Origin of the sequence: Ascidiaceihabitans donghaensis, from assembly GCF_900302465.1 — a bacterium.
GTDB lineage: Bacteria > Pseudomonadota > Alphaproteobacteria > Rhodobacterales > Rhodobacteraceae > Ascidiaceihabitans > Ascidiaceihabitans donghaensis.
On record NZ_OMOR01000001.1, the window covers coordinates 1,712,565 to 1,726,301 of the forward strand.

Genomic DNA, 13,737 nt, shown 5'->3' on the forward strand with positions numbered 1-13,737 from the left:
GCCGTCGCCGTTGGGTTCCAAGTCAAGGCGGCGGCTCTTTCGTTTCTGCGACTACCCTGCGTCGCCTTCGCGCTTATGTTCGCGCATGGTCATCATCATTTTGAATTCGGGGTGCTCTTTGTAAGACAGCCACCATTTGGCTTCTGCCTCACCGATGTCTTTGCCCGCCTCGGAGCGTTCCAGAATATCCAAAGCTTCTTGAAAACGGCCCTCTGGGGTCTGACGGTTGGTTTTAGGCTTGGCCTTTTCCGCAGCAGTATTCATTTGCACAACCATCGCTTCGCGCGTGGCTTGAACCTGTGGATCCTGAACAGACGTTGCGGCCTTGCGCTTGGACACGCGGTTCGCATTGAATTGAATGGGGGCCACGACTTTGGCATCCAGCTTGTCCGACGATGCTGGCGCGGTTGCATCCAGTTTGGCGGCAAGGTCGCTGGTTGGGATCGTGGCATGCGCTGCTGCGAGGTCTTTCTCTGCGCGGCGAATACGGGAGCGTTTCTTGGCCTGCGATTTCGCACCGACAATGTCGAAAAAACCAACAGCTTGCTGGCATTCAGCAAACCCAAGGTGTTCACCTGTTTTGGAATATAGGTGCACTCCGGCATGCAAGTCTTCTGGATCAAACCGTGCCACCACTTCCGTGCCGGCCAACTGAGACATCCATGTCGAATGGTAGACATTGCCCTGGAACTTCATCGACCCGTTGCTTGCATGTAGTTTGCCCAGATGTTGACCCATCATCCAAAGGCGGCGCTGTTCTTCGGTCGCCTTCTGGATCGCAGCGGTGGCGTAGCTTTCGGCAAACGTATCATCAAAGGAGCGCCCGTTGGCAGTTGGGTTCAACCGGCCTTGTCGCGCGTTGTGTTCTGCAAAGCGTTCTTCGACCACACGTAAGAACGTCTCCAATGGAATGGCGCGGCTTTGGTAGTTTTCCGGTTTGGCTGTGGGTTTGTTGCCGACATATGCGCCTTCAAACCGAACGTCTTTTGCCATGTCGCTGGCAAAGTCACGAAAGCCCCGCTCAATGGGTTTGGCCTGACCGTGTGCTGGGGTGGCCCAGTGTAGTTTCACTCCCAGCAATGGTAAAACGCCCAGCGGATCATCTTCGCGGACCTTGAAGCGGAAACGGGTAGGGGCCCCGCCCGTCATCCACTTGTTTGCAAATTCGCGTCCGTTGTCGAAAAGGCAATGGCGCGGGATGCCCCATTGTTCGATCAATTCGCCGAAGGCTGCCATGACCATGACCTTGTTCGGATCATGATCAACACGCCAAGACAGCATTTTGTTGGAATAGAGGTCTTGGAACGCGACGATTTGAGGGCGATCTATGGTGCCATCGGGCCATTCAACAAAAACATCGATCTTGTGGCAGTCGGCGTTCACGCCTTCCAAAGCCGTCATTGTGCTGCGGTCGCGGATTTGGGCGGGGAAACAGCGCTGCAAACCGGCTTCGCCCTGACGGCGATAGACCATCGTAACCCGAGGCACTTCACGCTCAATGTGGCGCCATGCTGTGCGTTCTTTTAGTGTGGCCCACCCTTCGGCTGTCGCCATGCGCATCACGTCGCGGTAACACTGTTTGAACGTAGGCTGTTCCAAGCGTAAATAGAGGCTCTTTAAATGCTCTATAAACGTGCGTTTATCGGCGCTGGTTTGGGCAGGGCGCTTGGCCAACGTGTGGCGTGGCGCAAGGTAGGCAAGCCGATCTTCAACGGCCACACCTTCGACCATGGCCAACCAGTTGAACACGCTGCGGGGGCTGACGCCAAATGTCTCGGAAACCGTGTTGACTGCGACAGCTTGCGTTGTGCCGGCCGCGCGTAGAACTTCAACTTCGCATAGGATCGCAAGGCGGGTTTCTGCTTTGGCTTTGGCCTTGGCGCTAAGCTTGTCGTAAACTGTCCAGGCCTCCCCGCGATCAAACCGGACTTCGGGCGCGTCCACTGCTTCCTTCAACAGCTTGCGTTGCGCAACCTCGGGCAACACGCTCCAATGATACTGCCAGCCGCCACCGCGACCTTTGCGGCGACGGGCGCAGCCAGGGCGAGTACGCCAGCCTTCTTGTTCAGCCTTCAGGTTCACGCCACGCTTGCTGCCAGGCATGCCGGGCAGACGCGCCTCAACGAGCGCGTCAGCAGTCCACCACAGTGTGTTGGGTTCAATCGCGCGGGTCATGCAGTTCTCCGCGTGGTAAAGGCCGTGGGAGCTTCTTCAGAGGCGTCTGTCATTAACTCGGCAAGCTGCGTCCCGTATTCTTCAACAAAGCGGCGCTTGGCGGCCATGGGCGCACGAGCAAAAGCGTCGGCAAGCTTGGTGAACTTCTTGTCCGCATCCGATTTTAGGGCATCGCCAGGCTTCGCCTTGGCGTCACTCAGGGCTTTGGCGGCGGACTTCGCAGTGCCTTCGCTGAGAGCTTTGACAACGATGTCTTGATCCGCCGAGCTGGTCAGCTTGGCAATAGTTTGCAAATCAGAGCGCGTGACGCGGGCAGGGGCCAAGCGCAGGGCCTCAATATGGTCATTTGTGAGGCGTTTGGCTGCAGATACAATACGGCGAACATTCCGTTCTGATTGACCCATTTGCGCGGCTGTTGAGGTCACAAAGGATGCAACGGCCAAATTGTCCGTTGCATTCCAACGCGCGTTTGCACCAGCAATTCCTTGCTTCTTTTCAGGGTGAATTTTGTAGAAAACGCGCTCGCGCTCACACAGAAACACAGCCTCATCAAGCGGCACCAAATTCGTGTGGGTAAGATTGTCGTCAATCTCGGCCATCGTCGCCCAGTCGTCGGTGCAATCCCAAACCTTGCAGGCAATCTTATGACGCCCCAAACGACGAAACGCCTCAATGCGGTGACCGCCGGCGATCAGGAACAAACGGTTCTCGCGGTGGCGGATCTTGCGCACATGGATTTCCGCCTGCAGTCCGATTTCCTCAATGGAGTGCATAAGGCTTTCAATCGACGCCTCTGAAAACGGGCGCAACCGGTCCGTGACCTTGATCGCGTCAATGTCGATCTCGGTGGTTGCGAGAAGCTTTGCAGGGGCCATCAGATCACCCCTTCGTTTTCGAGGGTGATCAGTTCGATGGCGCGGTCGATCACACCGTTGCCCAGCAAGATCATCGCTTGTGCAGGCAGGATGCTTTCGGCTTCAAACAACTGACGTGACAACACGATCAGCTCTTCACGATCTTCGTCAGCAATCGGACCGTGGCCCTGATCAGCAATGTGCTGCGTCAAACTTTGGAATTCACGACGCAGTTTGGCGTAGGTACGGACCTCGGATTTGAAGGCTTCCAGCCGCTCGACAGAGGAGACCGGTTGCGCGTTAACGGGATCCGAAACGCGAACCGCTTGAACGGGGATGTATGTTCGGTGTGTTGCAGGCCTGGACATTACAGCGCCACCGGTTGTGATTTCTGGCGGCACCGATCGCACATGCGATGATGTGCGCCTTGGCTGTGGAACATCGTAGGGCAGCACATACATTTGCGCTTAGCTGTTTCAGGCTGTTCGGGATCCCGTTTGTTGAGCTGTCGCAGCTTCTGGGCTGCACGTTCGCGCTTCACAAACGGACCACCTATGGTTTCTCCATCGGCGTCTTTGACAGCGAAACAATCGCCAACCGGTGCAATGTGAAAACTCATGACAAAATAACTCCTAAAAACAGACCTGTAAACAGGATGACAAACAGGGCCAACGCACCGATCAAGTCGCCTAGAAAGGGGCCTGCGATGGCGAGAAAACGGGAAAAGCCGCGCGGCGCGTCAGCGGCAGACGGTGGCACGGCCGCGCGGCCCTCTCGACCAAGCGCGGGGGTGGGGTCACGCTCGGGAGAAGGGGAATAAAAAGGCGCGGACGGGGGACATGATCCGCCCGCGCAAGTGGCCGACCCTCTACCCAAGGCAGTAGGGATCAACGAGGTGTCGGCGGTTCGGGAGTTCAATTTCTGTCTCCGATCACAGGTGCCGATGCGCGTTCGATTCTCCTGCTTGGGAAAAGCTTCGAGACACGTTCCTGCCGCTCTGCTTCAAGCTGCACAGAAAGTTTAGCCAATTTTTTTAACGCGTCGGCATCTCCTTCATCACGACGTAGAAGTTGGTCAGCCTTGCGACTGTTCTTGAATGCACGACCGGAGATTGTTGAAGCACTGATCCCGAATTCTTTGGACAGGCGTTCAAGTTCGATAGTGACCGGGTTTTTGATTTGGGTGCTCATACGTCCTTATGTGGACAAAAGACCACATAAGTCAAGCGTTATGTCCACACATTTGTGGCTTTTTGACCAAACTTGTTGGTCTGGTTTACCTTACCTTGCAAGTGGTCAATTGACCACATTATAGAGAACCCGATGACTGAGAATCCGATCGCTAGACGAATTCAGATAATTCTGGATCAAAAGAATATAAGTAGACGTTCTTTAGCGATGGAAGCAGGTGTGTCTTACGATCGGTTGAATGGTCTATTCAAACGTCCGCAAGCAAAGCTGAATGGCGGTGATCTTATAAAGATATCGCGTTTTTTGGAGACGACACCTGAATACCTTAACGATGGCGGCGACTTTCCAAACGAGCGTGACTCTCTTCGTCGGGAAGCCGGTCGACAATTAGATCTTCTAACAGAGGCAGAGCTTCGTGCATTGTTAGCTGGGATACGGCTGACAACCGCTGATCGCCAATAGGCAATTTGTTGACCTGTTCAAGTCTCGCTACCAAGTCTTGCAAACTCGCCATAAATTACTACCTGAAATGCATTCAATCTATAGTTGATACTTGTCGTCAATTGGTTGTGCTTGTCTATTGCAATAACCGTTCCGTCCGAAATCTCGGACAGTAGTTCGATGGTTGTGTTTTTTGCATGTTTTGAAAGGTCGTTATGAGTTCACGGATCGAAGTTTGGTCGCCTGAGAAAACGGTGGCAGATTGGATAGATGCATCATCAGCCTCACTTAGAACAATCTCTGCGGGCACAGGGATTAGTCGTTCAAAGCTCAGTGATCTAAGCAATGGTAAGTCAACTCTAACAGTATCTGATCTGTCCGCGATTGCTTCATTTCTTGGAATAGACCCCGGATCCATTTTCCCGCAGACGGTCAGTTTAAAGGCGGTCGACGGTGCTTATCAGGAATTGGGTAGTAAGCTTGGTTCAGCTGTCATGGAAAACGTCCAAGCAAGGATGACCCGCGATGGGCATCAACTGAGTGTAGAGGATATCATTGCTTGGCACGAAATCACGCAAGGTCATCTTTATCAGTCTGCTGAGGTTCGTCCCCATTTGGTTGCTGTAAAGCCAGTGCATGGTGATGTGCCCAAATTGCGCATATTGGATGTTGGCAATAAAAGTCTGACTTGGGCTAAGGTGCAGGCTGACGCAAATGTACCAGTCACACCAAAAGACGTTGAAGCATACTTTGCATCTAGCATTGCGGCACCCGATCGTAGTTCTATTTGGCAGAACTATCATGATGCGATCGCGACGCAGGGGCGTATCTACAAGGACCGTAAACTCTTGCATTGGTCAGACAATGGACACGCAAGCATCACAGTGTATTTTACGATGCTAATGGCTGGTCTTTGGCACGATGATGAACCGGTCGTCTGGAATTTTTCGAAAGAGGTGTATTCTAGGCCAGCTACCGACGCGGAATTATCGGATCTACAAGTAGGTCAGGGTTCTCGATAAACCTTCGAATGTTTCGCAAAAAATGCGGTTTTGATAAACCGGAAAGATACTCTTGCCCGGACCGACCGTGGGGCGGAGATAGCCAATTTTGGACGGCTGGGAAGCTGGTTGAAGTAAACCCGTGTTGCATAATTTTGCCGCTTAGAGCGTCTGTTTGACGATGCAAGGCAATGATCCAGTCGGCACTGTGCCACCAACGCGCGTAGGCCAGGCAAAATGCGTACTGACAAAAGCACTGCGTCTTCGCAAAATCGCCTCTGTGTTCTTTGGCAAAGAACACATCCCCCATGTAGACTAGCCCGCCCTTTATGGATGCCGCGTCTTCATCTAAATTTGACATAACATTGGTGTCGCTGTCTCGAGGGAAGTGTCGAGCGTGCATCTGAGCCAAGTGCTTCCCGACATCATTGTCGCCAATATTGTCAAACCGTGCCCCAAGGGTGCCGACGATTTCTGAGCCTTTACGCATGATCAGCCAGAAGCTGTTGTTTGAGTTGAAGTCGTTTTTTGCCGGTGAAAGGATAGATTGAATAGGGTTGCGACCTGGTAGGCCTTCGATCTGATCAGCTAGATCGAGATTAATGGTATAATCTGCCAAATCGTACCCCTTCGAAGACAGGTATTCCCGACACATCCCAGCCATTGTAAAAACAGACGTTGAAGGCACTCTGGGTTCTCCTAGGCTGCCGTTTCGTTTGTTGTCCTATTTTTTAGATGATGTGTGCAAGGTTACTGTTTGGCAGCGGTGGCATTGTGGCTGACTGTTTGATGTGTGAAGTGCATTCGCATAGCACGTTCGGCGGATTGCAGACATTCGCTGCGTTCGCGAAGAAGAGCTGTGAAGCGCAGTGAAGGAACTCGAGAAATCGCGGCAAAGTACGACTTCTGGCGCGCAGCTTGATGTACCTCTCGCCGCAGTCAATTTTCACTCTACACTTAAAGCTGAACCCATTGCCGCACATTTGACGGGAACAGTTCGCCGATAAGCCCGTGAAGCTTCACAGGCAGGGGTTGAATATGCCATCCTTTCTCTGAAAACCTTCTTGAACACATGGGCTCAGCATAAAATCGTTCGCCGCAAGCGGGGCACGCAACGGCGCTTAAGGAACAAAATGTATCTGGCATCACTTTCGATTAACAATTTTCGCCGCATAAGATCTGCAACGATAGAATTCGAACCTGGGTTAAACATCATCGTTGGCCCTAACAATATCGGGAAGACAGCCGTTGTTGACGCTCTCAGATCGCTTCTTGCTGGAACCGATGACCCCTATCCCCGCTTTAGCATCGATGACGTCCACCTCCCCAAGGGAGGTGCGGCAACGGGTGATATTGTCTTCGACTATATCTTCAAGGAACTGTCTCTCGACGATGAAGCCGACTTCCTCCACGGGTTAAGGGTTGATACTGCGGGAAAGGCTGAAGCCGTTCTTAGAGTGACCTATGGGGATGCGGATAAATCTGGGCGGCTAAGGTCGCGGAAAGTTTGCGGCATCCATCATGACATCGCGATGACAGCAACGATGCTGGAAAACTTGCGAAGCGTTTATCTTCAGCCGCTACGCGATGCAGAGCTTGGCCTTCGCCCAAGCCGTTCAAGCCAGCTGTCCCGCTTGATGCATCTTCTGTCGGATGACGCAGGCAAAGATGAGATCGCTAGGAAGCTCGCAGACCTCGACAACGAGATTAAGGCGCTTAAGTCGGTTGTTGAGACGCAAGAAGCCATCACTGGGCGCCACAAGAGCATGCTGGGTAATCAACTGGCTCAGATGCTGGCGGTCGAACTTAGCGGTTCTGATTTCACAAAATTCGCCTCGCGCCTCTCGCTATTGGTCGACAGCTTTGAGATCGAACGTAACGGCCTTGGCTACAACAACCTGATCTTCATGGCGGTGGTTTTAAGTGAACTCGCGAAAAACGCAGATTCGGCCTATCGCAGCTTGATTGTCGAAGAACCTGAAGCACATCTGCACCCGCAACTACAAGCCGTGCTTTTGCGGTATCTGTCGGACATCAAAGTCGCAGAAGGCGAGCGGCCAGTCCAAGTCTTCGTGACAAGTCACTCTCCAAACTTTGTCAGCATCGCTGATCTTGATGCCGTTGAATGCCTGGTCGAGACGGGCGCAAGTGTGGATGTCTTTCATCCGAGATCGGTTAGTTTTGGGAAGGGCAAGAAGGAGAAGTTGAAGCGATACCTCGATGTTACGCGCGCTGAAATTTTCTTCGCACGCCGCGTTATCTTTGTTGAAGGCGCCGCCGAGTTGTTGATGATCGATCTGATGGCAAAGAAGATGAACTATGATCTGCGCAATCACGGTGTGAGCCTGATCAGTGTTGAAGGATTGAACTTCGATTCCTTTTTGCCTCTGTTCGGTGAAACTGCAATCAAGATACCTGTCGCTGTCATCACAGACGCGGATCCAGTCATCATCAGCGCCGATGGCAAAACCCATGCTCACTATCCATCCGAAAATGAGCACATCACTCTCTCAAGCAACACAGAGTCGATGAAGAGGCGAGAGGATGCATTTGTCAAAGTCTTTTACGGCCAGAAGACCTTCGAGTATGATTTCGCGCTGCACGAAAAGAACAGAACGGCCATGCTGGCAGCCCTCAAGGATCTGCACCCTCAGATTGGTGCCGCTCTTGAGAAGGAGGTCAAATCGAAGGCCGGCGATCGGGACAAAGCCAAAGCGCTTTTCAGGGGCATGTTTGAGCGGTCCAGCAACAACGTTCAAAAGGGTGCATTCGCACAGGCACTCGCAGAGCAGGTAGAAGACAACGAGCTGGAAATTGAAATACCGACCTACATAGGAGATGCCGTAAAGCATGCGTGCAAGCCATGATCGATCTATCGCAGCAGCAACGGGAGATTATTGAGGCACCTCTCAAACCCATGGCGGTCACTGCCTGCGCGGGGAGTGGCAAGACTTCAACTGCAGTCCGCCGGCTCGCTGCTATGCGCAAGCGCCTTGACGATCGCCATGGACACATGGCTCTTTTGTCCTTTTCCAACGTGGCCGTCGACACCTTTAACAAGGATTATAATGCCTTGCTGCAGGAAGAGGCAGGCGACAGACGCATGCGCGGCATCGAGATAGCCACGGTCGACGCTTTCATCACCTCAAATATTATCCGCCCTCACGGACATCTTGCCATGGGATGCAACAGAACGCCGTTCCTCGTACATGGTAGTGAGCCTTTCTTGACAAGCTTCACGGTCTGGGATGGAAAAAGGCGACAACCGACAACCGAGCTTCAAATCAACCCCAAGGAGGGAGTGGGTCTTCAATTTGAAGTGGGACAGGCGAAGACTGTCGTTGACCGGAAGGCCGCCAACCAAGCTATTAAGAAGCTGGCGCAGGTTGGTGCTTACTCACATGCACTGGGGAGCCTTTGGGCTTTGCAAGTTCTCAGGACCCAGCCTCTGATCAGCCGCGCTCTGGTGCGCCGCTATCCGCACATCCTGGTTGATGAGGCACAAGACATCGGTATGTTGCACCAGTTGATCCTTATGGCTTTGCAAGGTGTCGGTGCACAGATCTCGCTTATCGGGGATGTGAACCAAGGCATCTACGAGTTCTCAGGTGCGACAGGAGCATTTCTCGAAGGGTACGCGGATCGTGACGGTGTCGAGGGCCGAATGCTCGAAACCAACTTTCGATCGGTCCCGAGCATCGTTACGATCGCAAACAAGCTCTCAGGGCGCGACGATAAACCCGAGCGTACGGAGCCTGAAACTTTGTCAGGTGCCTATTATTTCGCGTACAAAAAAGAGGAGAAAGACAATGTGCTTAAGTCCTTTGCAGCTCTTTTGGGTGAGGCAGGTATAGCGGTAAGCGATGCGGCTGTGCTCTGCCGGTCAGCGAAATGGGCTGACGATTGGGGCGGTGGTGAAGAAGAACAAGGACAGGGCGTGCTGCGGAAGTTTGTCAGCGCTGCGATCCAGCGAGACAAATTCGGTTGTTTCGATGACGCCTTTAAGCACTGTTGCGCTGGTGTCGTTGGCTTGCTGGATGACGATCATGGGGATGTTCTTTCTGATCTTGTACGCGGCGGCGGCGATGTAAGGAGTTCTCAGATGCTGCGAAGGAAGCTGTGGACGTTTGTAAAAGATGCGACTAGCGGGTTGCCATCGGCATCTCTTGTGGCGGGCACCGCTTGGCAGCCTACTCTTCTTGCGCGGATGGGAGTCTTGCTCGACACGCTTTCGGTGGACCATGGTTTGGAAGCTAGAGGCAATTGGAAGGCTAAGCTGGCGAGACGCAAAATATTCAATCGGCCGCTTATTCAAGCCGCTGATTTAGGGGGGGAGGATCTGCCAAAATTCCGCGTCTCCACAGTTCACAAAGTAAAAGGGGAGAGCATCAAGGGTGTTATGTATATTTGTAATCGTTCGCATCTCGATGAACTTCTGGGTGGGACAACGACTGAGGTCGGCAAGATCGGATATGTCGCACTCACCAGAGCGCGCGATCTATTTGTCTTGGGTGTTCCGGCCACCAACATGGGAGAGTTCGCACCCAAACTTGATGCACTAGGCTTCAAAAAAGCGGGGGCAAGTTAGCCTTGCGATAAGGGAACCTGAAGAGGCCCGTTTGGACCGTGTGCCATGCATAGTGGATGGGCTGGTGCGAGAATGCTACGCGGAGAACGAACGCCCACTTTGCGGAGCGCTGCCTTGCAGAGAGTAGCTTGTTGGCCAACGGCGGCTCTGGGCCGTCTGTGTACCTTTTGGAGGAAAATCACTTCCCAGTTCCAGCTTTGCTAGCCGTAAATGTCTTTTAGGTTACTACTTTGATATATCTAGTATTTTCGCGTTCTGGGAAGTGCGGTATCAAACTTGGCAGTCAACTTCCCGGTTCGCGCGGGTTTTTGAGGGCAGGGGGTGCCTCTGCAATATGCTCAAACGGCTGTTAAACGCTATTTTAATGGGGTTTCTGTGCGTCTGGCGAGTTTGCAACTTCGCCTGTCACAAATCATCGAATTTAACATAAGTGGCGTTATAGAGCCGTTTCAGTATGACAAACTACAATGGCCACAAAGTTTGCTCCGATGACCACATGAGCCATATTTTAAAGGCATCCATCCGGCTTCTTCCGCTTTCAGTCGCGGTCTTCCGCTTACTGCAAGAATAAGTGTCTCACTACAGTGACAGGGATTTCTGCAGTGAATGACAGAGATATTTGCAGCAAACTGTTTTTGGCCCTTCAAACGCTCCCTTCGATCTGAAGATTTGAACACCGCTTAAAGGGTGTCTAAATCTCGGTTCAACATCAGGTTTGGCTTCCAGTCGACGTTGTTGAAGGTCGCGTACCTTGTTTTCAATTCTATCTGTATTTCATCATCCACAAGTCTCTTGCTTGTATTGTTGAGATGAAGCCGCTCCACTACCTTCGCCGATAGTTGTCCCCAAAATACTGGTTATGATTCTATGCTTGAGCGCGGCGAAATTCAAAAGTCTTTTCGACATGACGGGGTGTTGATCATAATCTTCAACGCATTAGCGTTTGACCTTTTGGTCGTTGGCTATGGCCAACATGAGGATGGAACTGAAATCAAGGAATTGCTAAGTGCGATGACGCTTGCTTCATTTTTTGAAGCAGCGCTTGTCGTTCTTTTTGCGTTCACCAGCTATGTTGTCATTGCCAAAGAGCCGTTGATTTGGATCCTTTCGCGACTTTACTTCTGCGTGATTTTTCTTCGGGTGGTCTGTTATCCTTTTTGGCGAGCGGGTTATTCCGAGCAGCTGAGCAAAGACGCATTGAAGATAGCACGCAGCGATTGGAAAGCATTCGTTGACTATCAGTTGAACGTATATCCGGAAGGGGCCAATTGGAAAGCCAACTAGCATCTCGCAGTTGCCACATTTTTCCTCTTTTTGCTTAGTATGTTGGCGCCACTTTTTGAGTTTCAATCGATTGGATACCGGCTGCTGCCGGGCATTTTGGATAAGCTAGGCCTAACAACTTCTCTACATTCGGTGGTCGGTTTGGTTCTTATCATTGCAATTTGCTACATATGCAGCAACGGCATGATGGCTTTTGCGGGAGACCATCGAAAGAATTTTCAAGTTTATCATACTCGCTCCGTCAACCAAGAGTTCATCGAAGCACTAGATGCCGCGATATCTAGCCATCAGAAGGCTAAAGAAACTTTGCAAATGTTGAAAGTTGATGAGCCTGCTTGGGTACGAGCCAATCAAGAGGATGTACAGGCGTTTGAGGATCTAGTCATGCTACTAGATGAGGTTAGGTCGAGAGTTGCTGAGTCCACTGAAACAAACCACGGAAAACTGATTCAAGGAATGTTTGGCAAGACAGACCCGCCTTGATTCCTCCACCTTTTAATTCTCCGCTGTCGCCAAACGTTTCTCAAACTATCTGGTTATGCAGTGCCCAAAAAAAGGGATATAGATTTTTGGGCACCACCAAACTTCAAACCTCAATGGCCGAGTTCAGCTCGCAAAGCACAATACGCATGTGCTGCAGCCAATGAGACCACACCGTTACCGGAAGCTGCGGTTCTGTCCATCGCACAGGCCATCCCATCGTCCAGTCCGTGAACGCAGGGTTTAAGCTCAGGGGATCGCTCGAGTGCTTTTCCCCACTCAACAAAATCACCCGGAACCGGTGGGAAGTTTGGAAGCGCTGGGGTGTCCAGCCCGCGGCTGTCATCAGATCCCACATCAGTGTCCAGACGCTGCCTGCATTCTTGATCCCGACTTGGCTGTCGGTTTGGTTCAAATCCGTCTTGAACTGGACCCCGTTCGCCGTGCCCGCGATGCTCGCTCTGTTGCCCGATCCCTTGAACGTCGGAGTGGGCCAGAATGAAGAGCCTTTCGCGGGTGTGCGACCCGCCGACTTCCGCCGCTGATACGACGCGCGTTGCAACCCTGTAGCCCAATGCTTGAAGGTCTCGGGTGACGTCTTGCAGGCCAATGGTGAGATGCCCGGCGACGTTTTCAAAGAAGAGCCATTCGGGTTGGATTTCTCCTGTAATGCGGGCAACGTCCGCTTCTGGGCGGGCAAACCGAAAAATGACATAGTTGGGCAAAAATCTTCCAATGCTCAGCGTGGAGGCTTGCCAATCTTGGCCATCTTAAGAGTATGGGTGGCCTCATAATTGGACCCGGAGTTACCAACGTTGCATTTCCGACGCCAAGCGACTATGTGGGGGATACGAAAGTTGCAGTTCCCTGCGGAATAGGCGCATCTGCCTGCCAGAGCGAACGACAACCGACCATCATGAAAATTCAGCTGTCACGTCCTGTAGTGGGGATCTGATGTTTGGGAAGGTTGCCGATGTTGTCGTGCACGACCACGACAGTTGCGACATTTCTTCATCCGTTTGTGATCGCGGGAGACACCGATGAACTGCCCGCGGGCGAATATGGAGTGTTGGAAGACGAAGACGCCATGCTGGGCAACAGCATTGCGGCATACCGACGGACTGCGACGTTTCTATTGAACAATTGGCACGCAGGAAAATCGGATCTGCATGCAGTGGCCCTTAGTGACTTGGATTTGGCTCTGGCACAGGATCGGGCCGACGCGAACAAACACTAAATCAAAAATAGTGCGGCGGCGCTTTCTCCGTCAGAGGATCAAAAATGACATTTCCCGAATGGACGAAACCCGGTGTTTTCGGCGCCTTGGTTGGCGCGGTTGCTATCTCTGTTCTTGGCTTCACTTGGGGCGGTTGGACAACTGCACGCAGTGCGGACAAGAAGGCCCAAAACCTTGCGGCAGAAGAAGTCACATTGGCGATGGTACCAGTTTGCCTAAATCTGTCAGAAGCAGATACAGAACGCGCCGCAAAACTAGCGACACTTCAAGAAGCTTCCAGCTTTCAGCGGCGCAAGGCCATGATGGAAACTGGCTGGGCCACTCAGCCGGGCACCGATGCCCCAAGCCAGGATCTGGCAGACGCGTGTCTTGTAGGGCTTGAGTTAGATGGATCGTAGATCACAATTAACAGGGCCTCGCCGACCGCATTTCAAGAGGGCCCAAGTCCCTTGTGGGCAAATCAACAATCACTGCCTAATCATAAGTT

15 protein-coding genes are annotated in these 13,737 nt (G+C 52.4%); 8 read left to right on the top strand and 7 right to left on the bottom strand.

The genetic code is table 11. From position 1 onward, the window contains the following. Positions 1–51: 51 nt before the first annotated feature. The 5 genes from ASD8599_RS08570 to ASD8599_RS08585 form a co-directional block, all read right to left on the bottom strand. Positions 52–2,175, bottom strand: a complete 2,124-nt coding sequence (locus tag ASD8599_RS08570; protein WP_108828143.1) for a transposase domain-containing protein — start codon at positions 2,173–2,175, stop codon at positions 52–54. Next, complete coding sequence (locus ASD8599_RS08575) at positions 2,172–3,050, bottom strand: ParB/RepB/Spo0J family partition protein (protein ID WP_108828144.1); 879 nt, start codon at positions 3,048–3,050, stop codon at positions 2,172–2,174. The genes ASD8599_RS08570 and ASD8599_RS08575 overlap by 4 nt, the downstream gene beginning before the upstream one ends. Next, positions 3,050–3,397: a hypothetical protein gene (locus ASD8599_RS08580; RefSeq protein ID WP_146188204.1), complete on the bottom strand. Its 348-nt coding sequence runs from the start codon at positions 3,395–3,397 to the stop codon at positions 3,050–3,052. The genes ASD8599_RS08575 and ASD8599_RS08580 overlap by 1 nt, the downstream gene beginning before the upstream one ends. Next, positions 3,397–3,648 carry a hypothetical protein gene (locus ASD8599_RS20140; RefSeq protein ID WP_146188205.1) on the bottom strand — a complete coding sequence of 84 codons (252 nt, stop codon included), beginning with the start codon at positions 3,646–3,648 and terminating at the stop codon, positions 3,397–3,399. The genes ASD8599_RS08580 and ASD8599_RS20140 overlap by 1 nt, the downstream gene beginning before the upstream one ends. A gap of 295 nt (positions 3,649–3,943) precedes the next feature. Continuing rightward, a complete protein-coding gene (locus ASD8599_RS08585; RefSeq protein WP_108828146.1) occupies positions 3,944–4,219 on the bottom strand; it encodes a hypothetical protein in 276 nt (91 codons plus the stop codon). A gap of 132 nt (positions 4,220–4,351) precedes the next feature. On the opposite strand from ASD8599_RS08585, the gene ASD8599_RS08590 reads away from it, so the two are divergent. Beyond that, on the top strand, positions 4,352–4,681 hold the full coding sequence (locus ASD8599_RS08590; RefSeq protein ID WP_108828147.1) for a helix-turn-helix domain-containing protein: 330 nt from the start codon (positions 4,352–4,354) through the stop codon (positions 4,679–4,681). A gap of 194 nt (positions 4,682–4,875) precedes the next feature. Beyond that, on the top strand, positions 4,876–5,682 hold the full coding sequence (locus tag ASD8599_RS08595) for a helix-turn-helix domain-containing protein (RefSeq protein WP_108828148.1): 807 nt from the start codon (positions 4,876–4,878) through the stop codon (positions 5,680–5,682). Here the strand turns inward: ASD8599_RS08595 and ASD8599_RS08600 are convergent. Next, positions 5,633–6,280 carry a hypothetical protein gene (locus ASD8599_RS08600; protein WP_146188206.1) on the bottom strand — a complete coding sequence of 216 codons (648 nt, stop codon included), beginning with the start codon at positions 6,278–6,280 and terminating at the stop codon, positions 5,633–5,635. The genes ASD8599_RS08595 and ASD8599_RS08600 overlap by 50 nt on opposite strands. A 514-nt stretch (positions 6,281–6,794) precedes the next feature. Between ASD8599_RS08600 and ASD8599_RS08605 the strand changes: the two genes are divergently transcribed. From ASD8599_RS08605 to ASD8599_RS08620, 4 genes are all read left to right on the top strand, one after another. Then, the gene (locus ASD8599_RS08605; RefSeq protein ID WP_108828150.1) at positions 6,795–8,528 is read left to right on the top strand and encodes an ATP-dependent nuclease; all 1,734 of its coding nucleotides are present in this window, start codon (positions 6,795–6,797) and stop codon (positions 8,526–8,528) included. Beyond that, positions 8,525–10,249 carry a UvrD-helicase domain-containing protein gene (locus ASD8599_RS08610; protein WP_108828151.1) on the top strand — a complete coding sequence of 575 codons (1,725 nt, stop codon included), beginning with the start codon at positions 8,525–8,527 and terminating at the stop codon, positions 10,247–10,249. The genes ASD8599_RS08605 and ASD8599_RS08610 overlap by 4 nt, the downstream gene beginning before the upstream one ends. Before the next feature lie 867 nt (positions 10,250–11,116). Further along, complete coding sequence (locus tag ASD8599_RS08615) at positions 11,117–11,533, top strand: hypothetical protein (protein ID WP_108828152.1); 417 nt, start codon at positions 11,117–11,119, stop codon at positions 11,531–11,533. A 183-nt stretch (positions 11,534–11,716) separates the two neighbouring features. Continuing rightward, complete coding sequence (locus ASD8599_RS08620; RefSeq protein WP_108828153.1) at positions 11,717–12,016, top strand: hypothetical protein; 300 nt, start codon at positions 11,717–11,719, stop codon at positions 12,014–12,016. Between the two features lie 110 nt (positions 12,017–12,126). On the opposite strand, the gene ASD8599_RS08625 is transcribed toward ASD8599_RS08620, so the two are convergent. Beyond that, the gene (locus tag ASD8599_RS08625) at positions 12,127–12,738 is read right to left on the bottom strand and encodes a DNA cytosine methyltransferase (protein ID WP_181364445.1); all 612 of its coding nucleotides are present in this window, start codon (positions 12,736–12,738) and stop codon (positions 12,127–12,129) included. 248 nt (positions 12,739–12,986) lie between these two features. Here ASD8599_RS08625 and ASD8599_RS08630 point away from each other — a divergent pair, with 248 nt between their 5' ends. Further along, entirely contained in the window at positions 12,987–13,250 is a 264-nt protein-coding gene (locus ASD8599_RS08630) for a hypothetical protein (protein ID WP_108828155.1), read from the top strand. A gap of 44 nt (positions 13,251–13,294) precedes the next feature. After that, positions 13,295–13,648: a hypothetical protein gene (locus ASD8599_RS08635; protein WP_108828156.1), complete on the top strand. Its 354-nt coding sequence runs from the start codon at positions 13,295–13,297 to the stop codon at positions 13,646–13,648. Positions 13,649–13,737: the final 89 nt, after the last annotated feature.